The sequence below is a fragment of the Pseudoalteromonas sp. NZS127_1 genome (assembly GCF_015864295.1).
Lineage (GTDB): Bacteria > Pseudomonadota > Gammaproteobacteria > Enterobacterales > Alteromonadaceae > Pseudoalteromonas > Pseudoalteromonas arctica.
This window is the reverse complement of record NZ_JADYXO010000022.1, coordinates 1-23,459: the sequence shown is the minus strand read 5'-3', so window position 1 is coordinate 23,459 and position 23,459 is coordinate 1. Positions and strand designations below refer to the sequence as shown.

20 protein-coding genes and 4 tRNA genes are annotated in these 23,459 nt (G+C 39.4%); 19 read left to right on the top strand and 5 right to left on the bottom strand.

Annotated features, from left to right (window positions below; genetic code table 11):
- The first annotated feature begins 181 nt into the window (after positions 1-181).
- Positions 182-1,576 carry a DEAD/DEAH box helicase gene (locus I6F50_RS16780; protein WP_007377987.1) on the top strand — a complete coding sequence of 465 codons (1,395 nt, stop codon included), beginning with the start codon at positions 182-184 and terminating at the stop codon, positions 1,574-1,576.
- 127 nt (positions 1,577-1,703) lie between these two features.
- Here the strand turns inward: I6F50_RS16780 and I6F50_RS16775 are convergent, their stop codons facing one another.
- The gene (locus I6F50_RS16775) at positions 1,704-2,447 is read right to left on the bottom strand and encodes a DUF3307 domain-containing protein (protein ID WP_010555314.1); all 744 of its coding nucleotides are present in this window, start codon (positions 2,445-2,447) and stop codon (positions 1,704-1,706) included.
- Positions 2,447-3,070, bottom strand: coding sequence for a hypothetical protein (locus tag I6F50_RS16770; protein WP_197176767.1), 624 nt, complete (start codon positions 3,068-3,070; stop codon positions 2,447-2,449). The genes I6F50_RS16775 and I6F50_RS16770 overlap by 1 nt, the downstream gene beginning before the upstream one ends.
- A gap of 150 nt (positions 3,071-3,220) precedes the next feature.
- On the opposite strand from I6F50_RS16770, the gene I6F50_RS16765 reads away from it, so the two are divergent.
- From I6F50_RS16765 to I6F50_RS16730, 8 genes are all read left to right on the top strand, one after another.
- On the top strand, positions 3,221-3,724 hold the full coding sequence (locus I6F50_RS16765; protein WP_197176766.1) for an NYN domain-containing protein: 504 nt from the start codon (positions 3,221-3,223) through the stop codon (positions 3,722-3,724).
- Positions 3,725-3,898: 174 nt separating this feature from the next.
- Positions 3,899-4,819, top strand: a complete 921-nt coding sequence (nudC, locus tag I6F50_RS16760; protein WP_165722920.1) for an NAD(+) diphosphatase — start codon at positions 3,899-3,901, stop codon at positions 4,817-4,819.
- 9 nt (positions 4,820-4,828) lie between these two features.
- The gene (locus tag I6F50_RS16755; RefSeq protein ID WP_024608065.1) at positions 4,829-6,010 is read left to right on the top strand and encodes a cystathionine beta-lyase; all 1,182 of its coding nucleotides are present in this window, start codon (positions 4,829-4,831) and stop codon (positions 6,008-6,010) included.
- Positions 6,011-6,153: 143 nt separating this feature from the next.
- Positions 6,154-6,981 carry an ABC transporter permease gene (locus I6F50_RS16750; RefSeq protein ID WP_165729310.1) on the top strand — a complete coding sequence of 276 codons (828 nt, stop codon included), beginning with the start codon at positions 6,154-6,156 and terminating at the stop codon, positions 6,979-6,981.
- Positions 6,978-7,886, top strand: coding sequence for an ABC transporter ATP-binding protein (locus I6F50_RS16745; protein WP_007377980.1), 909 nt, complete (start codon positions 6,978-6,980; stop codon positions 7,884-7,886). Before I6F50_RS16750 ends, I6F50_RS16745 begins: the two co-directional genes overlap by 4 nt.
- Positions 7,886-8,260, top strand: a complete 375-nt coding sequence (locus tag I6F50_RS16740; protein WP_007377979.1) for a PH domain-containing protein — start codon at positions 7,886-7,888, stop codon at positions 8,258-8,260. The genes I6F50_RS16745 and I6F50_RS16740 overlap by 1 nt, the downstream gene beginning before the upstream one ends.
- A 199-nt stretch (positions 8,261-8,459) precedes the next feature.
- Positions 8,460-9,254 carry a putative porin gene (locus I6F50_RS16735; RefSeq protein WP_197176765.1) on the top strand — a complete coding sequence of 265 codons (795 nt, stop codon included), beginning with the start codon at positions 8,460-8,462 and terminating at the stop codon, positions 9,252-9,254.
- 665 nt (positions 9,255-9,919) lie between these two features.
- On the top strand, positions 9,920-10,723 hold the full coding sequence (locus I6F50_RS16730; protein ID WP_197176763.1) for a putative porin: 804 nt from the start codon (positions 9,920-9,922) through the stop codon (positions 10,721-10,723).
- Between the two features lie 67 nt (positions 10,724-10,790).
- On the opposite strand, the gene I6F50_RS16725 is transcribed toward I6F50_RS16730, so the two are convergent.
- Positions 10,791-12,638 (bottom strand): M2 family metallopeptidase, encoded by a 1,848-nt coding sequence (locus I6F50_RS16725; protein WP_197176762.1) that lies wholly within the window; start codon positions 12,636-12,638, stop codon positions 10,791-10,793.
- A 167-nt stretch (positions 12,639-12,805) separates the two neighbouring features.
- On the opposite strand from I6F50_RS16725, the gene I6F50_RS16720 reads away from it, so the two are divergent.
- On the top strand, positions 12,806-15,082 hold the full coding sequence (locus I6F50_RS16720) for an acyl-CoA dehydrogenase (RefSeq protein WP_197160251.1): 2,277 nt from the start codon (positions 12,806-12,808) through the stop codon (positions 15,080-15,082).
- A gap of 107 nt (positions 15,083-15,189) precedes the next feature.
- Positions 15,190-16,430, top strand: a protein-coding gene (locus tag I6F50_RS16715; RefSeq protein ID WP_231613032.1) for an IS3 family transposase whose coding sequence is annotated in 2 segments (ribosomal slippage) — positions 15,190-15,553 and positions 15,553-16,430 — 1,242 coding nt in all. Because the reading frame shifts where the segments join, the coding sequence is not laid out codon by codon here.
- A 40-nt stretch (positions 16,431-16,470) separates the two neighbouring features.
- On the opposite strand, the gene I6F50_RS16710 is transcribed toward I6F50_RS16715, so the two are convergent.
- Positions 16,471-16,905 (bottom strand): hypothetical protein, encoded by a 435-nt coding sequence (locus tag I6F50_RS16710; RefSeq protein WP_007587009.1) that lies wholly within the window; start codon positions 16,903-16,905, stop codon positions 16,471-16,473.
- A gap of 142 nt (positions 16,906-17,047) precedes the next feature.
- The gene (gene cysK / locus I6F50_RS16705) at positions 17,048-18,016 is read right to left on the bottom strand and encodes a cysteine synthase A (protein WP_002963138.1); all 969 of its coding nucleotides are present in this window, start codon (positions 18,014-18,016) and stop codon (positions 17,048-17,050) included.
- A gap of 362 nt (positions 18,017-18,378) precedes the next feature.
- Between cysK and I6F50_RS16700 the strand changes: the two genes are divergently transcribed.
- The 8 genes from I6F50_RS16700 to I6F50_RS16665 all read left to right on the top strand — a co-directional run bounded on the left by I6F50_RS16700 (position 18,379) and on the right by I6F50_RS16665 (position 23,356).
- Positions 18,379-19,530, top strand: coding sequence for a dicarboxylate/amino acid:cation symporter (locus I6F50_RS16700; protein WP_165729315.1), 1,152 nt, complete (start codon positions 18,379-18,381; stop codon positions 19,528-19,530).
- Positions 19,531-19,638: 108 nt separating this feature from the next.
- A complete protein-coding gene (gene uvrY, locus I6F50_RS16695; protein ID WP_002963136.1) occupies positions 19,639-20,289 on the top strand; it encodes a UvrY/SirA/GacA family response regulator transcription factor in 651 nt (216 codons plus the stop codon).
- A gap of 9 nt (positions 20,290-20,298) precedes the next feature.
- Positions 20,299-22,122, top strand: coding sequence for an excinuclease ABC subunit UvrC (gene uvrC / locus I6F50_RS16690; RefSeq protein WP_021032122.1), 1,824 nt, complete (start codon positions 20,299-20,301; stop codon positions 22,120-22,122).
- A 42-nt stretch (positions 22,123-22,164) separates the two neighbouring features.
- Positions 22,165-22,710, top strand: coding sequence for a CDP-diacylglycerol--glycerol-3-phosphate 3-phosphatidyltransferase (gene pgsA, locus I6F50_RS16685; RefSeq protein WP_032827134.1), 546 nt, complete (start codon positions 22,165-22,167; stop codon positions 22,708-22,710).
- A gap of 212 nt (positions 22,711-22,922) precedes the next feature.
- Positions 22,923-22,998 (top strand) — tRNA-Gly (locus tag I6F50_RS16680).
- 19 nt (positions 22,999-23,017) lie between these two features.
- Positions 23,018-23,091, top strand: a tRNA-Cys gene (locus I6F50_RS16675).
- 38 nt (positions 23,092-23,129) lie between these two features.
- Positions 23,130-23,216: transfer RNA gene (locus tag I6F50_RS16670), tRNA-Leu, on the top strand.
- Positions 23,217-23,280: 64 nt separating this feature from the next.
- Positions 23,281-23,356: transfer RNA gene (locus tag I6F50_RS16665), tRNA-Gly, on the top strand.
- The last annotated feature ends 103 nt before the right edge of the window (positions 23,357-23,459 follow it).

Below are 23,459 nucleotides of genomic sequence, written 5' to 3'. Positions count from 1 at the left end.
TAAGTATAAACAAAAAACGGCTTATGGCCGTTTTTTGCATTTTTAAGCAACTTGAGCACAGGTTTAATTTTATTAAGCTATGATCAATTGCTCGCAACGTAAATAATGGCATGCATTCTTAGCTACTACAGGTATAATGCGCGCAACTGGCTAATGTAGCCTAATTTAAAAGAGAGTTTATATGAGTTTTGAAGGTTTAGGTTTATCACAGTCTTTGGTTAATGCGGTTTTAGAAAAGGGCTATGAAACGCCAACGCCGATTCAGGCTCAAGCAATTCCTGCAATTATTGAACGCCGTGATGTTATGGCAGCAGCGCAAACAGGTACAGGTAAAACAGCGGGTTTTACATTACCACTTATTGAGCGCTTGTCGTCGGGCCCTAAAGCTAAAAGTAACCACGTACGTGCACTTATTTTAACGCCTACGCGTGAACTTGCTTTGCAAGTAAGCGAAAACGTTGAAGAGTACGCTAAGCATTCGGATGTGAGCTCGTTTGTAGTTTACGGTGGCGTTAAAATTAACCCACAAATGCAGCGTCTTCGTAAAGGTGTTGATATTTTAGTAGCAACGCCGGGTCGTTTAATCGACTTACATAATCAAAATGCTGTTAAATTTGATAGCGTTGAAGTGCTTGTACTCGATGAAGCTGACCGCATGTTAGACATGGGCTTTATTCACGACATTAAACGCTTAATTGCTAAAATGCCTGCTAAACGTCAAAACTTAATGTTTTCGGCTACATTTTCAGATGAAATTCGTGCATTAGCAAAAGGGTTAATTAATGATCCTGTTGAAATTTCAGTTGCTGCAAAAAATACTACTGCAAAAAGTGTTACTCAGTGTGTTTACGCGGTAGATAAAACACGTAAAACAGCATTGCTAAGCCACTTGATTCGCACTAACGATTGGCAACAAGTATTAGTGTTTAGCCGCACAAAGCACGGTGCTAACCGCTTAGTTAAACAACTAGAGCGCGATGACATTGTAGGCGCGGCTATCCATGGTAATAAATCACAAGGCGCACGTGTTAAAGCACTTGATGGTTTTAAAAGTGGTGAAGTACGCGTACTAGTAGCAACAGACATTGTTGCACGTGGTTTAGACATTGTTGAATTACCGCATGTTGTTAACTACGACTTACCAAATGTATATGAAGATTACGTTCACCGTATTGGCCGTACAGGCCGTGCCGGTGCGTCGGGTCATGCGATTTCGTTTGTAACAACAGAAGATGCTGTTGATTTATACGGTATTGAGCGCTTTATTGGTGAGCTTATCCCACGTGCTGAAGAAGACGGTTTTGAGCCTATTAACCCAGTAGCAGAGCGCGCATTAGATGCTCGCCCACTGCCGTCTAAAAAGCCTAAGAAAAAGCAGCCTTTTAATAAGCCTAAATCTGATAGCAGCAAGCCTAACAGTAAAAAGCCAAATAATGGTGGTAATGGTACCGGCCCACGCCGTGGTGGTTCTAAAAAGCCAGCTGCTAAAACAGATGACAGCGCGCAAAACCCATGGGCAAAGCGTGAATCTGTTGGCGGTAGTGGCCAACGCCGTCGTCGCACAAATAACGATTAATGATCATATTGGCGTTTAATTAATTTAGAACTTGGTTAAAGGCTGATACAAAAAACGCGCTCTCTTCTTTTGAATAAATAGAAGCAGCGCGTTTTTTATTGCCTGTAATTTGTACTTACTGTATTGCCTACCTGATTAAATAGTTAATACCCAAGCCGACAAATAAAGTAACACTTACGCTAAGTAGTGTGCCGAGCATAACGTACTCGGTAAGTTTTTTATCTTTGCTTGCACTTAAATCGCCAAACCTAAATACCGACTTTGCCGCAAGTAAAAAGCCAAGCCCTGCAAATTGGTCAAGCAATATAAAGCTCAGCATAAGTACGCGCTCAAGCATACCTATGCTTTGCCCTGCAAGTGGTAAGCTACCAGTACTTGAAAAGTTACTTGTTAAACGCTCTAACATCATTCTTATAAATACGGCGCTAGGACTTAAAATAATTAAATAACCGCATACCACCCACAGTATTTTGGGATCAGTGAGCATATTATTAATTGCAGCCATAAAGCTATTGTTATCAGTTAGCCAAATACTGAGCGCAATAATAACGAGTATGTGCGCTATTTGATCAAGTAAAAAAGGCACCACGCCTTTATTAGAATACGATTTAGCTATATCAATAAAGTAATGGCTCAACATAATGCTCGCCGTGGCAATTAAAACACTGCTTAGTTGTTGCCACCCGAATGTGTATTCCCACACGGTAATAATGAGTGCACTTGTTACACCATGCACAAGTACATGAAAATAAAGCTTACTGGCTTTAAAGTGACGGGTGTTTCTGTCGTTTACCCAACTCATAGGTTGCCAGTAAAAATCAGCGAGTAAGTGGCCAATAATAAGCGCGACCAGTAAAAGTGAAAACTCCATTATTCACCTCCTTTAATTATATTTTTTATAACGTGTTGTGTGTGCTTAATAAAGCGTTCTATAAGTTGGTAGTGCGCTAAATTTAGTAGTTTTGTTACATTTTCGCGACTTGTTTTAAGCTCTTTAGCCAGTGCCGCGTGGCTGTTGTCTGATGATGTTAAATAGACATACAGGGCATTTGCTTGTTTTTGCGTGATTTTAGTGAGTAATACGTCGGCAAAGGCTAAATTAAGATTTAAGCTTTCATCAAGCTGCTGCTCATTAATATTAAAAACAAAGCGTTGATTACCTATTTTATCAAGGCCTTGCCCCGAAAGGGTAAAAGCAGAACCGGTTGCTGTTTTTATATCGCTGCGTGGGTTATCTATTTGCCCAAGCGCCAAGCTCTGGCGTAGCTCATAACCCGACGATTTAAGGTGTAAATATACCAATATGGCATTTTTAAAAAGATGCTCAGGATTATTAACCTGTAACTGAAAGGCATCGCCTCGGTATATATTCCAAAGGGTTTGCTCACCCGAAATGTTTCGCAAACTTTGCTCTAGTTGATAAAGCATGGCATCGTATTGCTGCTTAGGGATTGTTTGCGATTTAATAATATCGCCGCTGATCACACCAATCATAAAAATCTCAAAATGGTTACTTTTTAATATGTAACCAATATTGGTTACATAAGGTCAAGTAACTAATTTAGGTTACTTAAATATAAATTGCAAGGTACACTTATTTTATAACGTTACTTTAATTGCTATTAATCCTCACTAGGACACTAAATGACTTTACAAAACGAGCAGCAGAGCACTAAACCACGGGTCGGTATTTTTGTTGATGTGCAAAATATTTATTACACGTGCCGCGAGAGTTACGGGAAAAACTTTGATTACAATGCGTTTTGGCGAATGATGCAGGCGCAATACAATATTGAATGTGCTTTTGCGTATGCTATTTATCGAGGGGATGAAAAGCAAAATCAGTTTCAAAATATTTTGCGTGCAATTGGTTTTGACGTAAAGCTAAAGCCCTTTATTCAACGCCGTGATGGAAGCGCTAAAGGTGATTGGGATGTAGGTATAACAATAGACATGTTAGAGCAGGGTAAAAACCTTGATAAGGTTATTTTGCTTTCTGGCGATGGTGACTTTGCTTTATTACTTGGGCATTTAAAGAATCAGTATAACGTACCGTGCGATGTATACGGTGCTGACCGGTTAACCGCTGAGGTATTAAAACAAAGCGCAGAGCAATTTCATTTAATTGATAATACTTTGCTACTTTAACAGTAAAAAATAGTTAAAAAAGTGCAAGCTAAGTGCCTGCAACATGAGAGATTTTAATACAAAGCCGTAATAGATGAATTAAGCCTTATATAGGCTTTTTTTATTACTGTAATCAATTGGGTTTGCTAAATGATTATGGTAATTTTAAAGCATAACGAGTTACCAAGGACTTACATGCTTCATTATAGCAACATGCCACTAGACAGAGGCTCAAATTTTCGTAAAGACCCATCGTGGCTTAAAGCGCAAATGTCGGCGCAAAGTAAATGGGTTTTAGTTAAAAATAATCAAACCCTATTTATTAAAGATACCCCTAAAGTAAGCTATTTAACGTATCAACAAGTGGCGCATTTAGATTTAACGAGTGCTATTTTTGTTGGTTTAAATAATGCTAAACATGGTGTGTTTGCATTGGATGTATCTGATCTGGATGAAAGCGTACTTACGCCTTTAATAGAGGGCGCTCAATTTTTTGATATTCGCCAATATGGGCCTCAAGTAACCATTAAATATGCCTCAATAGCCGCCCTTGCGAGAGGGTTATGTTATTGGCATGCCACGCACCGTTTTTGTGGGCGCTGCGGTAGTAAAAACCGTTCAGTGGAAGCAGGGCATTCTCGTGTATGTGAAAACGAAAACTGTAAGCATCCTACATTCCCGCGTACCGATCCTGCGGTAATTATGGTCGTTACTAAAGTCTTTGCTGACGGAGTAGAACGCTGTTTATTAGGTCGCCAAGCCGCGTGGCCTATTGGTATGTATTCGTCGCTTGCTGGATTTGTTGACCCAGGTGAAACACTAGAACAAGCGGTTGCGCGTGAAGTTAAAGAAGAGGCAGGTATAGAGGTTGATAACGTACGTTATGTTGCATCTCAGCCATGGCCGTTCCCATCGTCCATTATGCTTGGTTTTTTTGCAGAGGCGACATCTGAGGAAATTAACGTAGATAAAGAAGAGCTAGACGATGCAAAATGGTTTAGTCGTGAAGACTTAGAGCAATTTGGTAATTGGCACGAAGAAGGGGAGCATTTAAAGCTGCCTAGAACCGACTCTATCTCTCGTTATTTAATTGAGCATTGGCGCACAAACCCTTAAGGATTAACAATGTCGAGTAAAAGTAATAAAAACACTCAGCTGGTATCATCAGGGCGCAAAAAAGCCTATACACATGGCGTAGTAAATCCCGTTGTACAGCGTGCATCTACCATTGTATTTGATACTGTAGCAGATTTAAAAGAAGCTGCTAAAACCCGTGGCGATAAAACGTTATTTTATGGGCGCCGGGGAACAACAACACACTTTGCGCTACAAGAAGCGATTACAGAACTTGAAGGCGGCGAAGGGTGTGCACTATACCCTTGTGGCGCGGCGGCGATTAGCCAAGTATTTTTATCGTTTTTAAAAACCGGTGATCATATTTTAATGGTTGATAACGTGTACGAACCAACTCGCGATTTTTGCGATAAAATTTTAGTGGGGCTGGGCATTACAACAACCTACTACCCGCCAACCATTGGCGCAGGCATTAAAGACTACATTCAGCCAAATACCAAAGTATTGTTTTTAGAATCTCCAGGTTCTATTACGATGGAAGTGCAAGATGTGCCTGCTATGGTAAAAGTAGCCAATGAGCATAGCGTAATGACCATACTTGATAATACCTACGGCAACGGTTTGCATTATCGTCCGCTAGAGCACGGTGTTGATATTAGTATTCAGGCTGCAACGAAGTATATTGTCGGCCATTCAGACGTGATGATGGGTGTGGCTGTTGCTAATAAAAAGTACTGGCCAACCTTGCGCGAAAACTCGTACTTACTAGGGCAATGTACCAGTGCCGATGATGCGTATTTAGCGCTTAGAGGCCTGCGTACAATGGGTGTGCGTTTGAATCAACATGAAAAAGCAGCAATAGAAGTAGCTAAATGGCTTGAACAACATGAGCTTGTTGATCATATTCGCCACCCTGCATTTGAAACCTGCCCAGGGCATGAGTTTTTTAAACGTGATTTTGATGGCAGTAATGGGTTGTTTTCATTTGTGATGAAAACCGGTAATCAAAAAGCGATTGATGCATTTTTAGATAGCCTTGAGCATATTAAAATGGGCTTTTCGTGGGGCGGTTTTGAAAGTTTAGTAACGGCTAATTTAACTATGAAAGGGCTGCGTTCAAATACAGGTTGGGATTTAGGCCCGGTTATTCGCCTGCATATTGGCCTTGAAGATGTTGAAGATTTAATTAGCGATTTAAGCCAAGCACTTGAGGTTTATAAGCAGCATTTATAATTTATATCGCAATTTATGCTGTTACATTTAAATGTATTGTTACAAAGCTCACTATAGGTGAGCTTTTTTTTGCTGGTAATTCAAGGTGTTTACACTTAGTGTGGATAAATACACAGAAAATAAAAAGTCATTAAGGATAGTCAATGGCAACACCATTACCGATAAACGTAGGGCGATTAACGCAAATAGCGGGATTTGAGCTTGTACGTATGTTTTTAACTAAACGTGGACTTATTGCATTAGCTGCCTTTGCATTGGTGTGGCTAATAATACTGCGCTACCCAATAGGGCAGGCAGTAGGCATTGTAAGTGCGCCCGATTTTGAGCAAATAGCCCGTGATATATCAGGTTCTATTGGTTTAAGTAAATTATTGGATTGGCCTGAGGCCGAATTTGCTATGTACTGGTTAATAGCCCTGTATAGCTTTCCCGTTTTTGGTTTATTTATTTGTAGCGACCAAACGGTAGGCGATAGAGAGCGCGGCACACTAAGGTTTTTATCACTGCGCTCCACTCGCTTTGAAATACTGTTTGGTCGTTTTTTAGGGCAATTAGCGGTATTAGCCTGCTTAGTGGGCATTACTCTTGTGGCTACGCTTGCTGTACTAGGGTTTAGAGATCCAAGTTTACTGGCTGGTGGTTTTGCCCGTGCGCTTTCTATATTTTTAATATTAGTGATTACTCTGTGTCCATTTGTAGCACTTATGACGTTAATAAATACCTTTGCTCGCTCATCGCGTTTATCTATTGTATTGGCAATTTTATATTTTGCAGCAGGCGGTATTGTAGTTGGTATATTGCAATGGCAAATACCCGCATTAGGCTTGCTTGATTATTTATTTCCGGGTGTGCAAATAGAGTTATTAGCGGGGCAAAATTTACCATTATTAAGCGCTGTGGCTATTCCCCTTGTGCAAACTGCGGTGTTACTAAGCGTTGCTCAATGTATTTTTGCAAGGAGCTCACTATGAGACCATTAATTACAGCCAGCGGTTTGAGTAAATCGTATGGTGCAAAACTTGCGCTTAATAATGTGGACTTTGAGATTAATAAAGGCGCGCCAGTGGCGCTTGTTGGGCCAAATGGTGCGGGTAAAACCACCTTATTTAGTTTGTTGTGCGGCTATATAGCGCCAAGTAAAGGCAGCCTTGAAATATTAGGGCATAAGCCAGGGAGCGCTGCTTTATTTAATAAAGTAAGTGCATTACCGCAAGACGCACAACTTGACCCTCGTTTTAATATAGATAAGCAACTCGCCTTTTATGCAAAACTGCAAGGTATGGGCGCTAAGCAAAGCCAAACTGAGGCGCTACGTGTACTTGACTTGGTTGGCTTAAAAGAAATTGCAAAGCAGCGTGCAGGGGATTTATCGCACGGTATGCGCAAGCGCGTTACGATAGCGCAAGCACTTATTGGCGCGCCACAAATTGTAATGCTTGATGAAGCAACCGCAGGGCTTGATCCGATTCATGCCAGAGAAGTACGCGAGCTAGTATCTGAATTAAGTGAACAGGCTACGTTTATTTTAAGCTCTCACGATTTAACTGAGCTTGAACGACTATGCTCACAGGTGCTTCATTTAGATAAAGGCGTACTAAGCGAGCATCAAACAAAAACAAATAATACTGATAAACACTTTTATACATTAATGCTAAGCGAAGCTTATCAAAATGTTGAGCAACAGCTTCAAGCAATTGCAGGGGTGAGCCGAGTGTATATGAGCCAGCATAAAGAATATGTTGTTGAGTATCAACCAACGAGCGATCCACTTGATATTGCACTACTGAATTTTTGTCATCAACAACACTGGCAGTACAGGCAGTTAGTTAATGGTCACACATTAGAGAATCAAATATTTAAACAGGAGAAAGTATAATGGGTTTACTTAGCGGACTTATGGGTAATGCAAGCGAAGTTGACGATTCTGATTTAGAGAAAATCCTCGCCAATACATTAATTGACGGCGAGCAAGTGGAAAAGGCATATAAAGTAGTACGTGATATGTTTATTTTTACTAATAAGCGCTTAATCTTAATTGATAAGCAAGGTATGACCGGCTCTAAAATGGAAATGGTGAGTATTGCTTACTCTAAAATTACCAAGTTTAGTAAAGAAAGTGCAGGCCATTTTGACTTAGATGCCGAGCTAAAAATATGGGTTGGCTCAGATCCAACACCAATTAGTAAAGAGTTTAAGTCTGGCGATAATATTAACGATGTTTATCGTATTATTAGCCAACACGCGCTTTAATACGGTACATGTTTTAAGTAGTTGTTGACTAGATGTTGCAACTACTTTAATTTTACAGTTTACAACACTTCCTTACAATTAACTTAATAAATACAACTGGTTAGTTAAGTTTTCATTCAGTTTCCTAACGTTAGCATGTGCCTCGACTTTAGCAATACAGCTAGAGCATAAAAAGCAATGTACATAGGGAAGTCTTACAATGAAAAAATTAGCAGTTATTATTTCGAGCATTTTATTATCTAGCACTGCGGCTGCTGCAGACAGCTATAATTCAATTAGTAACCTAAGCTATAAAAATAGCGATAACAACGACACCGTTGCTGTAGATTCTATTTACTACTTATCTCCTAAAAAAACGTTAGGTCCGTACGATCAGTTTGAATACATCAATAAACAAACTAACGTATATGGTGGCTACGCTGATGACGACTTTGGCGATTTAACATCAGTTGGTGGTGAATACTTCATTAATGAATTTGTTGTTGGCGCATCTTACGAAAACCTAGACCCAGATTCAGGTTCTAACAGTGAGCTTTATAAACTGACGGGTGGTTACTTTTTCAACCCTGATTTACTTGCAAAATTAACACTAGTTGAAAACAAAGACGGCGATGATTACGCATTATTTGATTTAGCTTACAACTACATGCTAAACAGCACAGATTACGTAGGTGTTACACTTACATCAGACGACGATTTTGACTACCGTGCAGTAGCTGCTAAATACTTTATTGATTTACAGCAAGGTAACTACCTTACTTTTGAAGGTAAATACGAAAGCATTGATGATGCAGAAAACCAATGGGTAGCAGAAACTAACTACTACTTCTCAAAAGCAACATCTGTATTTGCTAACTACAATAAGCAAGATACTTATAGCTTTGGTGCTCAACACTTCATCAATAAAAATATTGGTGTAAAGGTGGGTTACGAAAACAACGCTGATGATTCTGATAACGATGCGTACTTTGCTAACATGCGTTTTCAGTTTTAATTAAGTCCCGTACTTAGTTAATACAAAAGTAATATTAAAAAGCCCGCTAAATTTAGCGGGCTTTGTCGTTTTTAAACGTTTGAGCTTTTAACTATAAACTTTTACCAGTCATAATTACGGCCTTTATTATGCTCATCTAAATAACTCCTTTGAGTTATAAATAGAGTCGCCATGAATGGCTAAATTGTTATTAAAGTCATTAAGTGCGGTCGATGATAATAGCTATAAAATAGTAAGTATTGGAGTTGTTTTTGCTAGTAAACAATGGTTATTGGAAAAAAACAGATAAAAATATGCACTGATACAAACCTATTTTTCATTATAAATACAGAAATAATGAATTAAACAGAGTAATTTTTTTGAGAAATTAAAAAAATTTAGTGAGAGGAAATTATATTGATGAGGTTTATCGAATAATTAAGTTGTGTTCAATTTAGCGACAGTTTGTACCGTATTTGTTACTTTTTAAATTTAAATGATGACATGATATTGTCTTGTAGATTTGGAAGATACTTTGTATTTACATTTACGTATAAATTATTACAACTCCACTGGGTTTAATCTGACCTTTTATTCAGTTTTTGTTCATTTTTTTGGCGTTAGGATGCGCCCCGACTTTGGCTAGACAGCTGAGGCATAAAAGTAATATTTATAGGGAATTTAAAATGAAAAAATTAGCCGTTATCATTTCGAGCATTTTATTATCAAGCGCTGCAACCACTGCAATAGCCGCAGATACTTACCAATCAATCAGCCATGTAGGATATGTGGACGTAGATGGTGATGACACACTAAGTGTTGACTCAACGTATTATTTTTCTCCAAAAGCGACGTTAGGTCCTTACGATCAATTTGAGTACATCAATAAGCAAACAAATGTTTATGGTGCATACAGTGATAATGATCTTGGAGATGTTACTAGCGTTGGCGGTGAGTATTTTGTAGAAGATTTTGTATTAGGTGCACAGTACAATAATTTCGATAGTGATTTTGGCTCAAGCACGGATGTAATTGAACTTTCAGCGGGTTACTTCTTTAATCCAAACCTTGTATTAAAAGCTACGTTTGTTGATGTAGAAGATGCTGACAATCAGTTTGTGTTTGATTTGGCATATAACCACCAGTTAAACAGCACTGATTATATCGGCTTTACAGTAACAGCAGATGATGAGTTTGATTACCGTGCAGTAGCAGCTAAGTACTTTGTTGATTTACAGCAAGGTAACTTCTTGACTGTTGAAGGTAAATTTGAAGATGTTGATGGCGGTTCAAGTAACTGGGAATTAGCATCTAACTACTATTTCAGCAAAGCAACATCGGTGTTTGTTACAGTTAATAAAAATGATGACTACACTCTTGGTGGCCAACACTTTTTCAACAACAATGTTGGTTTAAAAGCAGGTTACGGCAATAACTGGGATGATTCTGATTATGATGCTTACTTTGCAAATGTAAGCTTACAGTTCTAATTTAACAGAAAATTAGAATATGAATAAAAAGCCCGCCCATTTGAGCGGGCTTTTTGTTCAGCGCTATTTACCAGCCGCAGTTGCGGCCTTCGTTTTGTTTATTTAAATATGTTTGTAATGGTGCAAAGTAATCGAGCATTGCTGTTGCATCCATTTGCGGCTTACCTGTTACAGTTTCAAGCGCCTCTTGCCAAGGGCGAGACGAACCCATTTCAAGCATAGCGTTTAGCTTATCCCCTGCTTCTTTTGAGTTATAAATAGAGCAGCGATGAATGGCTTTATCGTTACCGGCAATTTCACATAAGCTGCGATGAAATTCAAATTGCAAAATATGCGCTAAAAAGTAACGTGTATAAGGCGTGTTACCCGGAACGTGGTACTTAGCACCCGGATCAAAATCATTTTCGCTACGTGCGATAGGAGCTTGCACTCCTTGGTATTTTTCACGTAGTTCCCACCATGCTTTATTGTAATTTTCCGGTGCTACTTCCCCTGAAAATACCTGCCAGCGCCACTGATCAACCATTAAGCTAAACGGCACAAAGGCGACTTTATCAAGTGCCATTTTCATTAATAAACCAATATCTTTAGATTCATCAGGTACTTGTTCAAGTAAGCCGATTTCTTTTAAGTAACCCGGTGTAACCGATAAGGCAATGGTGTCACCAATGGCTTCATGAAAACCATCGTTTGCACTTTCTTGATAAAATAAAGGCTGCTTGTTGTATGCGCGTTGATAAAAATTATGACCTAATTCATGGTGAATAACTGAAAACTCTTCGCCTGTGCGCTGAATACACATTTTAATGCGTAAATCGTCTTTGCTATCGATATTCCATGCTGATGCATGACACTGCACATCTCTGTCTTTTGGTTTTACAAACAGTGAACGCTCGTAAAATGTCTCTGGTAGTGCGTCAAAACCCATTGAGGTAAAAAAGTTTTCAGCCCCTTTTACCATTTTAAGTTCGTCGTAATTATTTTGAGCTAATAACTCGGTTACGTCGTAACCCGGATCGGCGTTTTCTGGTGCAACTACATCGTAAATATTACCCCATGCTTGCGCCCACATATTACCAAGCAAGTGCGCTGGTATTGGCTGATCTTGAGGTACTTTGTCGGTGCCGTACTTTTCACCTAACTTTGCGCGAACATGGCAGTGTAGCGAGTTATACAGTGGTTTAACTTGGCCCCAAATACGGTCAAGCTCAGTGGTGAAGTCATCAGCAGGCATATCGTATTTACTGCGCCACATAGCGCCCGTATCGGCATAACCAAGCTCCTTTGCACCTTCGTTGGTAAGTGCTACTTGTTGCTCGTAAAGTGGGCGCATGGGTTTTGATATTTCACGCCAGCCTTGCCATAAATCAAGTAGTTCGTTGTAATCTCGGCTGGTGGCCATTTTTGAAGTCATGTCGCCAAGGCTTAAACAGGTGCCGTCTTCTTTACAGTATTTACCTTTACCATATAGCCCGCCAAGCTCTGCGACAATTTGTGAAAGTTGTGCTGTTTTATCAGCGTCTTGTGGGGCAGGAAGTGTAAGTGCTAGTTTTAGTTTATCAAGCTTACGGCGAGCATCGTAATCAAGCTCTAGTTCGTCGTATTTTGCAGCTTCATTTGCTAAACGCACGACTGTTTCTGTCATTTTACGGTTAACTTCAGCCGATAGAGCCGACGTATCATGAGTAATAAAGTTTGCGTAAATCCACTCTGCACGGCTCGATTCTAAATAAAGTGCACTTAGTTCTTTTTCTGTGTTTGTTATAAATGTTTTTGCATCTTTAGCTGTTACAGCTTTTTTAGTGTGTGCTGAATCGGTAGTGTCTATAGTTACTTGCGCATCGCAGGCCGTTAAAGCAAGAGTACTTGCTACCATTAAGGCGCTCATACTTAGTTTAAATCGAAAGGGGGTCATGCTATTCCTTTAATTTATTGTTATTAAAACGTTGATAATAGCAGTGATGTTTAAAACAATAAAATGAATGCGTTAAGGCTCTCGACTCGTCGTTCAATGATTGTATTTAAATTAAGATGGGTCATAATTAAGTTACTATTTTCATTCAATGTGTAAGGAATGTGCGCATGTTAATATTTATAATATTGCTGGTCGTGGTGGTGGTTATTTTTGCGGTTAAAGATATTCGCCTAAACTTGATTAGTCGTCCTACGTTTAAAATGTTCAAAAAGGTGCTTCCGCCATTATCGCAAACAGAGCGAGAGGCGATGGAAGCAGGTGATGTTTGGTGGGATGGTGAGTTATTTAGTGGTAACCCAGACTGGCAAAAACTGCACCGCTTTCCTAAACCAGAGCTTAGCGATAAAGAAAACGCATTTATGGCTAACCAAGTAGAAACCTTATTGGCGATGCTTGATGATTATCAAATTGTACAAAAAGACAAAGACTTACCAAAAGAAGTGTGGGATTACCTAAAAAAAGAAGGTTTTTTTGCGCTGATCATTCCTGAAAAATTTGGCGGTCGTGAGTTCTCGGCAATTGCTAATTCAACGATAGTATCAAAAATTTCGACTAAAAGCTTAACAGCCGCAGTCACTGTTATGGTGCCTAATAGCTTAGGTCCGGGCGAGTTACTTCTTCACTATGGTACTAAAGAGCAGCAAGATCGTTGGCTGCCAAGTTTAGCTAATGGTACAGATGTTCCTTGTTTTGCATTAACGGGACCAGAGGCGGGCTCTGATGCTGGCAGCATTCCTGATTCGGGCGTGGTGTGTATGGGTGAGCACAATGGAGAGCAAGTAATGGGCCTGCGTTTAAATTGGTCAAAGCGTTACATTACACTTGCACCAGTGGCTACTGTACTCGGCTTAGCATTTAAAATGTATGACCCTGATACTTTATTAGGTGATAAGAAAGAGCTAGGCATTACATGTGCTCTAATACCAACCGATCATCCGGGTGTCGAAACGGGTGAGCGTCATTATCCGCTTAATATGGCCTTTATGAATGGTACCACTTACGGTAAAGATGTATTTATACCATTGGACTGGATCATTGGTGGGCAAGAGTGTGCAGGGCGTGGCTGGAGAATGCTTGTTGAGTGTTTAAGTGCAGGGCGTGGTATATCACTACCGGCATTAAGTGCAGCAACTGGACATTTAGCTTCAAAAATGACATCGGCATACGCCATGGTACGCCAGCAGTTTGGTGTATCAATAGGGCAGTTTGAAGGTGTGCAAGAGGCACTTGCACGTATTGGTGGTTTAACTTACACACTTGAGTCGTGCAGATTAATGACCGCAGGTGCGATTGATTTAAAATTAAGCCCGTCGGTTGTAACAGCGATTGCTAAATACCATATGACTGAAATGGGTCGTACGGTAATGAATGATGCAATGGATATTCATTCAGGTAAAGGAATTCAAGTAGGGCCTAATAACTATTTGGCACATGGCTATATGGGTATCCCAGTATCAATTACGGTTGAAGGCGCGAATATTTTAACGCGTAACTTAATGATATTTGGCCAAGGTGCAACACGCTGTCATCCATTTGTTTTAAAAGAAATGGAAGCCGCTGCAATGGAAGATGACGACGCAGCACTTGAACAATTTGATGGTTTATTAATGAACCATATAATATTTGCAGCAAGTAATGCAGGTATGGCATTTGTGCATGGCTTAACACGTAGTTATTTTGCTAAAGCGCCTGTAGGTGGTGAAACGGCTGTTTATTATAAGCAGCTGAGCAGAATGAGCCGAGGCTTAGCTATTTGCACAGACGTGGCTATGTTAATGCTTGGCGGTGAGCTTAAACGAAAAGAAATGATATCGGCACGTTTGGGTGATGTATTAAGTCATTTGTACTTAGCATCAACTGTTTTAAAACGTTATGAAGACGAAGGGCGCCAACAAGCTGATTTACCATTTGTAAAATATGCTATTGAGAACTCATTATTTGAAATTGGCCAAGCGTTTAATGGCTTCTTTAAAAACTTTTCAAATCCGGTTGTTAATTTTACCCTTAAACGTATCGTATTCCCGCTTGGAAACCATTACCACAGACCAAGTGATGAAATTGCACAAAGTATTTGTGAGCGTATGACTCAACCGGGTGTATTTAGAAACCGCTTAACGCATTTATGTTATGTAGATGAAAATGCAGGTACAGGGGTCATGGAAAGCGCATTTTTAGCTATGCATGATATGCAAGCGCAGTTTAAAGATCTAAAACAATGGCAGCGTAAGGGCAGTGTGCCTGCAACGCTTGATATTGAAGGTGCTATAAATTATGCGCTTGAAAATAAGTTATTAGAGCAAACTGATGCAGATGCAATGCATCACGCTAATAAGTTACGAAAGAAAGCCATCGCAGTTGATAATTTTCAACCAGGTGAGCTGTAGCGCAGTACTTTAAATACTAACTAAAGCGAAAAAGGCCTTACAAATGTAAGGCCTTTTTATGTTTAATTGTCTCGTCCTGAAATGTGTTTACACATTTAGGATTTATTATGACCAAGTCAAATAATACACCGATCAAACGAACACAACGAGATTATTCATTAGGCTTTAAATTACAAGTTGTCGACGCTGTAGAAAAAGGCGATATGACTTATAAACAAGCCCAAAAAATTTATGGCATACAAGGTCGTTCTACCGTGCTTACTTGGTTAAGAAAACACGGTAAGATGGATTGGACTCAATCACCTAAGATAACTATGCCTACATCACCTAAAGCCAAAGAAAGTCCCGCTCAAAAAATCAAACGCCTCGAGCGAGAGCTTGAAGATGAGCACTTACGTAACCTGTTACTCAATGAAGTGGTTAATATTCTTGACGCTGAGCATGGAACAAGCCTTCGAAAAAAGTATATTGCCAAGGAGCAAGAAGCCTTCAAAAGCAAAAAATAGTTAGCTTAGAACGTGCTTGCATGCTGCTTGGTATAACGAGACAAGCGATATATCAACGAGAGAGCAGAGCTAAACTGCGTGCTATTGAACTAGCACCAGTTAAAGCGATGGTATTGGAAATACGACGTTTTATGCCGCGCTTAGGTGGAAGAAAGTTGTATTTTTTACTTAAACCAAAATTCATAGAGCGAGGCATAAGTTTAGGTCGAGACGCTTTTTTTAGTTATTTGAAAAATGAACGTTTATTGGTTAAACCTAAGCGTAGTTACACTAAAACTACTTTTAGTAAACATTGGATGAAAAAGCATCCTAACTTGCTAAAAGATGTGCAACCATCGCGGCCAGAAGAGGTTTTTGTAAGCGATATAACCTATGTTCAATCAGAGCAAGGTGTTCACTATCTATCGCTAGTAACTGATGCGTATAGTCGCAAAATTATGGGTTATGAACTCAGTGATGATATGAAGGCGACAGATGTTGTTAAGGCATTAGATATGACAATCAATAATCGTCAGTATCAATGTAGTACGATTCATCATTCAGATAGAGGGTTGCAGTATTGCTCGCAGGTATATCAAGTAAAGCTTAATGAAAATGGCATTATTCCATCAATGACCGATGGCTATGACTGCTATCAAAATGCACTGGCGGAGCGTATTAACGGCATATTGAAGCAGGAGTTCTTACTCTATAAATGCCAAAATCTAAAAGAGCTACGTGAACTCGTCGAAGAATCAATATTAATATACAATGAAATGAGGCCGCATTTGAGTTTAGGAATGAAAACACCAAACCAAGTGCACAAAAAAAGCCAGGAGCAAAAGCTACTGGCCTTCAATTAAAACCGTCAACGTATTTTAGGACGGGACAAATTCATTTATTTTAACGAGCGTAAGGGTCGGCAACTATTTTATCTATGTACCATTTGCCCTTTTTACGAAGCATTTTTACACTGCGCATTTCGTCAATTTTATCACCATTTAAATAGCCGGTAAAAATAAGGTTTATTTTGGCGTTATCACCGTATTGTTCACGGATGCTCATATTGGTCATATCAACTTCAATGGTTACTTCATCATATTGCATATTTACTAAGTTACGGGAAAACTGTTTTGCAGTGCCGTAGGATTTCATGATGCGCGTAAGATTGGGTGTTGCCATGGTGCTGGCTTTTTGAAGGTCTTGTTGGTTATAAAGCGCATCAAAATAAGCGGTTGCTGTATCGCCAGGAGTGTCGCCAAGTGTTTTGGTATCGTCTCCACAGGCTGATAAAAATAAACAGATAACCAAACTTAATAAACTCGTGATTTTTTTCATATTAGTTATTATTAATTAGTTTTTTTAAAGTGTGTGGTTTATCTAGGAAGATGTAAAGGTATGGGGGGCAATAAATAGAAAATTGGATAATAAATAATAAAAAAGGATGCCTAAAGCATCCTTTTAAAAATCTTAAAATTACTTATTGTACTAACTCTTGCTCACTAAATTCTTCATCAAACATTGGGCTTGATAAGTAACGCTCAGTTGCACTAGGTAGGATAACAACAATATTTTTATCTGCGTTTTCAGGTTTTTCAGCAATTCGCTTAGCTGCAACAACCGCAGCACCTGACGAAATACCGACTAAAATACCTTCTTTTTTCATTAACTGATGCGCCATTGCAATTGCGTCTTCGTTAGATACAAGCTCGGCACCATCAATTAAGTCCATATCTAAGTTGCCAGGGATAAAGCCTGCACCAATACCTTGGATTTTATGAGGGCCAGGTTTAATTTCTTCACCGGCAAGCGTTTGGCTAATAACAGGAGAGTTAGTTGGCTCAACAGCAATAGACTTAACGTTTAAACCTTTTTCTGTTTTAAGGTAGCGGCTAACACCTGTAATAGTACCACCAGTACCTACACCTGCTACAAAAAAGTCTACTTTGCCGTCAAGCGCATCGTAAATTTCAGGGCCTGTTGTTTCAAAGTGAATTTTTGGGTTTGCAGGGTTTTCGAATTGTTGTAATAAAATATACTTATCAGGTGCTGTTGCTTGAATTTCTTTTGCTTTCTCAATTGCGCCATTCATACCTTTAGCACCGTCGGTAAGCACTAGATTTGCACCTAATGCTTTTAATAGCTTGCGACGTTCTAGGCTCATGGTGTTTGGCATAGTAAGTGTTAACTTGTAACCACGTGCTGCTGCAACAAATGCAAGTGCAATACCGGTGTTCCCCGATGTTGGTTCTATAAGTTCTTTACCTTCAACAAGCTGACCTGATTTTTCAGCTTCCCAAATCATCGATGCACCAATGCGGCATTTGATACTAAAGCTTGGATTACGAGATTCAACTTTAGCGTATACATTCCCACCTGTAACACGGTTAAGTTTTACCAGCGGTGTATTACCGATGCTTAGTGAGTTATCTTCAAAAATAGTAGACATAATGTTCCTTTGGATGCAATCTGATCAACGTGTTAATAGCCTTTGCTACTAACTATATAAACACACTTTACTGTGAGTTTAAAAAAACTAAAGTAAAGTTTGGCTATAACATATATCTATTGGGCTTATAACCAGCCGAAATAAAAATCAATTATTAACGGTGCTTTAGTTATTATAGGTGCGGGCTTAATTTGAAATTTAAAGAGTAAAAACTCGTTTAGTCAAAAAATGTTCGAAAGAGCATTGGATCAAGCTGTATTTGTTCGTTATTTGTGCATATGAATGTAACTTGAATAGTTTTATCACACAATGCGTCTAAAACATGATAAAAACACGTATCTAAATTCAATTAAGCAATCACAATGAAGTTAATCTTAAAATTAATTGCCGGTATTGTGGCCGGTATCTTAGTCGGACTGTATGTACCTATAACTGGTGTTGAACTTTTATTTACAGTAAAAGAGCTGATTGGTCAAATTATCTCCTTTACCATCCCTCTTATCATTTTATTTTTTATTGCATCGGGTATTGCTGGCCTACCAAAAGGGTCTGGTCACTTACTTGGTAAAACAGTAGGGTTTGCTTACAGCTCTACCATTATTGCAGGTACGCTTGCATTTTTATTAGTAAGTGCTGTTATACCTTTTTTAAGTGGTGGCATTACATTTGAAACAGAAGTTGCTACTGAAATAGGTAGTTTTATTGATTTAGAAATTCCACCTCTGATGGGTGTAATGACCGCATTAGTGACTGCTTTTGTATTTGGTATAGGCATGAGCCAACTAGAACTTGATACGCTTAAAAAGGTGTCTGATCAGGGTCGTGATGTAGTGGACGGGTTATTATCGAAAGTAATTATTCCAGCTTTACCATTTTACATTGCTGGCGTATTTGCCGAAATGACGGTGGCAGGCACTGTGGTAGATACGTTGCAAACATTTGGTGTAGTACTAATTGCAGCGCTTGTTATGCATTGGTTATGGTTAAGCGTTTTATATATAGCGACAGGTATATTGTTAAAACGTAATCCAATCGAATTAGTTAAAAATATGCTACCAGCTTACTTTACAGCGTTAGGTACTATGTCAAGTGCAGCAACGATTCCAGTATCGCTTCAATCAAGTAAAGCAAATAACGTTAAAGAAGATGTAGCTAACTTTACAGTGCCACTTTGCGCGACTATTCACTTATCTGGCTCAACTATCACTATAGTAACCTGTGCAATGGCTGTTATGTTTTTATCGCCAAGCATGGAAGTTCCTTCATTAATGGGTATGCTACCGTTTATTATGATGTTAGGTGTAGTAATGATTGCAGCACCGGGTGCGCCAGGTGGTGCAGTCATGTCGGCGCTTGGTTTATTAACAAGCATGCTTGGGTTTAATGAAGGTGCTGTTGCATTAATGATTGCACTTTATTTAGCACAAGATAGCTTTGGTACTGCGTGTAATGTAACGGGTGATGGTATCATTGCGTTATGGGTTGACAGATTTAGCGAAAAATCGTCATCTTAAACTATTAGAGCGAGGCAATAATATTAATTATTGTTTCGCTTTATGTATGTTACTGTGGCAAATTAATTTAATTAAATTGCATGTTGTTAGGTAAGTGAGGATGTTCCATTGATTAATGTACTTTTAGTTGATGACCATGAACTTGTACGAACAGGAATCAAGCGTATTCTTGATGACGTACGAGGGTTTAAAGTAATTGGCGAAGCTAAAACTGGCGAAGAGGCTGTACAGTTTTGTCGTCAGCATGCGCCAAACATAGTATTAATGGATATGAATATGCCAGGCATGGGCGGATTAGAAGCGACTAAAAAGATTTGTCGTTACTGCCCAGATGTAAAAATTATTGTGCTTACTGTTAATTGTGAAGACCCGTTTCCGAGCAAGGTAATGCAAATTGGTGCACATGGCTTTTTAACTAAAGGTGCAGGTTCTGATGAAATGGTTCGTGCCATTCGTTGTGTTCATGCTGGTCAGCGTTACATTGCACCTGAAATTGCACAGCAGATAGCGCTTGCACAAGTGACAGGCCGCACAGATGAAAACCCTTTTCAGAGTTTATCTGAGCGCGAACTGCAAATTATGCTTATGATCACCAAAGGTGAAAAAGCACAAAATATAGCTGAACGCTTAAATCTAAGCTCTAAAACAGTAAATAGCTATCGTTACCGTATGTTTGAAAAGTTAAATGTAGGTGGTGATGTTGAGCTTACCCATTTAGCTATTCGTCATAAAATGATTGATATAGACGTTTCGTACTAACTATAATTTATGTCTGAATTCGATCACGTACATTTTCTCAAAACGCTATCAAGTGAGCCGGGCGTATACCGCATGCTTGATAGTGACAACCAAGTTATTTATGTTGGTAAAGCAAAGCATCTAAAAAAGCGTGTGAGCAGTTACTTTAGAAGTAACATTACCGATAGCAAAACACGCGTTTTAGTGAGTAATATTTGTAACATTGAAGTCACCCTCACCAATACTGAAACCGAAGCGCTGCTGCTAGAAAATAATCTAATAAAAAAATATCAGCCTCGGTACAACATATTATTACGCGACGATAAGTCGTACCCCTATATTTTACTCACTAGCCATAAACACCCTCGTTTAGCATTTCATCGTGGCAGTCGTAAAATTAAAGGTGAGTACTTTGGGCCTTTCCCAAGCGCAGGAGCGGTATCTGAAAGCTTGCGGTTAATGCAAAAAATATTTCCTGTTCGTCAATGTGAAGATGCTTATTACCGCGCAAGAAGTCGCCCGTGTCTGCAATATCAACTTAAACGTTGCTCAGCTCCATGTGTAAATAAAGTAACTGATGATGATTACAGTGAGCAAGTTGACTATGTTCGTAAATTTTTAACGGGTAAATCTCACGAAGTTATTGCTGATTTAATAAAAAAAATGGAAGCAGCCAGCCTGCAATTAAACTTTGAATTGGCGGCAAAAGTTCGCGACCAAATAATGCTACTTCGTAAAATGCAGGAGCAACAGTCTATTTCTGGTAACTTTGCAGAAATGGATGTTGTCGGTTTTGCGCATTTAAACGGGTTAAACGGCATTCATTTATTAATGATCCGCGATCATAAAGTACTGGGTAGTAAAACCTATTTTCCAAAAGTACCTAAAGATTCGAGTGAGCAAGAAATATTGACTTCATTTTTAGGACAGTACTATTTAGCGCCAGGAGCAACAGGGCGTATTGCAAAAGAAATCATATTACCGTTTGAAATAGAAGAGAGCGGGGCACTCGGCGAAGCGCTTACACAAATAAGTGAGCGCAAAGTAATCCTTAAAGTGGTCACTCGTGGTGAGCGTGCGCAATACTTACAACTGGCCAATAAAAATGCATTAAACAGTATTGCGGTTAAACAAAGTACCCAAGACTCTATTAATAAACGTTATGCACAATTAAAAGCAACACTGCGACTTGACGATATTACCCGAATGGAGTGTTTTGATATAAGCCACACCATGGGGGAGAACACCGTTGCAAGTTGTGTTGTATTTGACTCACAAGGCCCAAATACAAAAGAGTATAGGCGCTACAACGTAACAGGTATTACAGGTGGCGATGATTATGCTGCAATGGAATTTGCACTTAACAAGCGCTATAACAAGTTAGTAGACGAAGACAAAATTCCAGACGTTATCTTTATTGATGGCGGTAAGGGGCAGTTAGGACGCGCTGAGCAGTACTTTTCTAATTGGCCGCACACTAAAATGCCTTTATTAGTCGGTGTTGCAAAAGGAACGAGTCGTAAACCCGGTCTTGAAACACTATTGATTGACGGTGGACGCAAAACCATTCCGATGGATTCAGATGCGCCTGCGCTTCATTTGATTCAGCATATACGTGATGAGTCTCACCGTTTTGCTATTGCAGGGCATCGTAATAAACGACAAAAACAACGTACACAATCACTACTAGAAGAAATAAATGGAGTAGGTTCTAAGCGTCGCCAAACATTATTAAAATATTTAGGGGGCATGCAGGGTGTAAAAGCTGCTAATATAGAACAGTTAAAGAAAGTTCCTGGGATCAGCCCTGACATGGCTGAGAAGATATTTAACCATTTGCATGACAAGGGCTAGCCCTACATGCGAATATAGCAAAAAAGACATATCCAAGTAGTTATGTGGAATATTCCAAACACACTCACAACATTTAGACTTTTTCTTATCCCCGTTTTTTTGGTGATATTTTATTTGCCTTATAGCTGGGCTTTTTTTGCTGCCGCCTTTATTTTTTGGCTTGCATCGATCACCGATATATTAGACGGTTATTTGGCAAGAAAGCTTGAGCAATCAACTCCTTTTGGTGCTTTTTTAGATCCTGTTGCTGACAAAGTAATGGTATGTGCTGCACTTGTAGCGTTATCTGATCAGTACCAGTCAATGTATATGACAATACCTGCTCTTATTATAATAAGCCGTGAAATTATCATATCTGCACTTCGTGAATGGATGGCAGAGCAGGGTAAGCGTGGTAATGTAGCTGTATCAAATATGGGTAAAATAAAGACGGCTGCACAAATGTTAGCCATTATCGGTTTGATTTGGCAATATGATACGTGGATGAACTATTTAAGTTTTGGACTACTGTACATTGCGACCTTTTTAACCTTGAGTTCTATGATGCAATATTTACGTGCAGCATGGGGTGAATTGACTAAAAATTAACTCTAAATGTATAATAACGCACCGTTTTAGATAAAAAACAAGCAAACAGTTCAAAACTAGCATTTTTTGTATTGACGCGTTTAATAATCTCTGTAGAATGCGTCCGTGTTGAGAGGGCATAGCCCCCGAGATAAACAAAACGGTAATTAATCAGTTACCTGAATGTTCACATAAATCATCATGTGTTAATTCAAATAACTGATAAATAAAATGCGGTACTAGCTCAGTTGGTAGAGCGCGACCTTGCCAAGGTCGAGGTCACGAGTTCGAGCCTCGTGTACCGCTCCAAGTTATCTCAATACATTGGGGCGGAATGGCAGAGTGGCCATGCACCGGATTGCAAATCCGTTTACCTCGGTTCGACTCCGGGTTCCGCCTCCATATAATTTACTCCACACGCTTTAATTAGCAAACTCGATGCCCGAGTGGTGGAATTGGTAGACACAAGGGATTTAAAATCCCTCGACTAACAAGTCGTGCCGGTTCAAGTCCGGCCTCGGGCACCACTTTGTGGTTTAATTACATTACCAAGTGTAATTTATAAAATAGTTAATTTAGAATTAATATGATGCGGTACTAGCTCAGTTGGTAGAGCGCGACCTTGCCAAGGTCGAGGTCACGAGTTCGAGCCTCGTGTACCGCTCCATATTAGTTTTATCCACTTGCTTTTAATAGCAAACTCGATGCCCGAGTGGTGGAATTGGTAGACACAAGGGATTTAAAATCCCTCGACTAACAAGTCGTGCCGG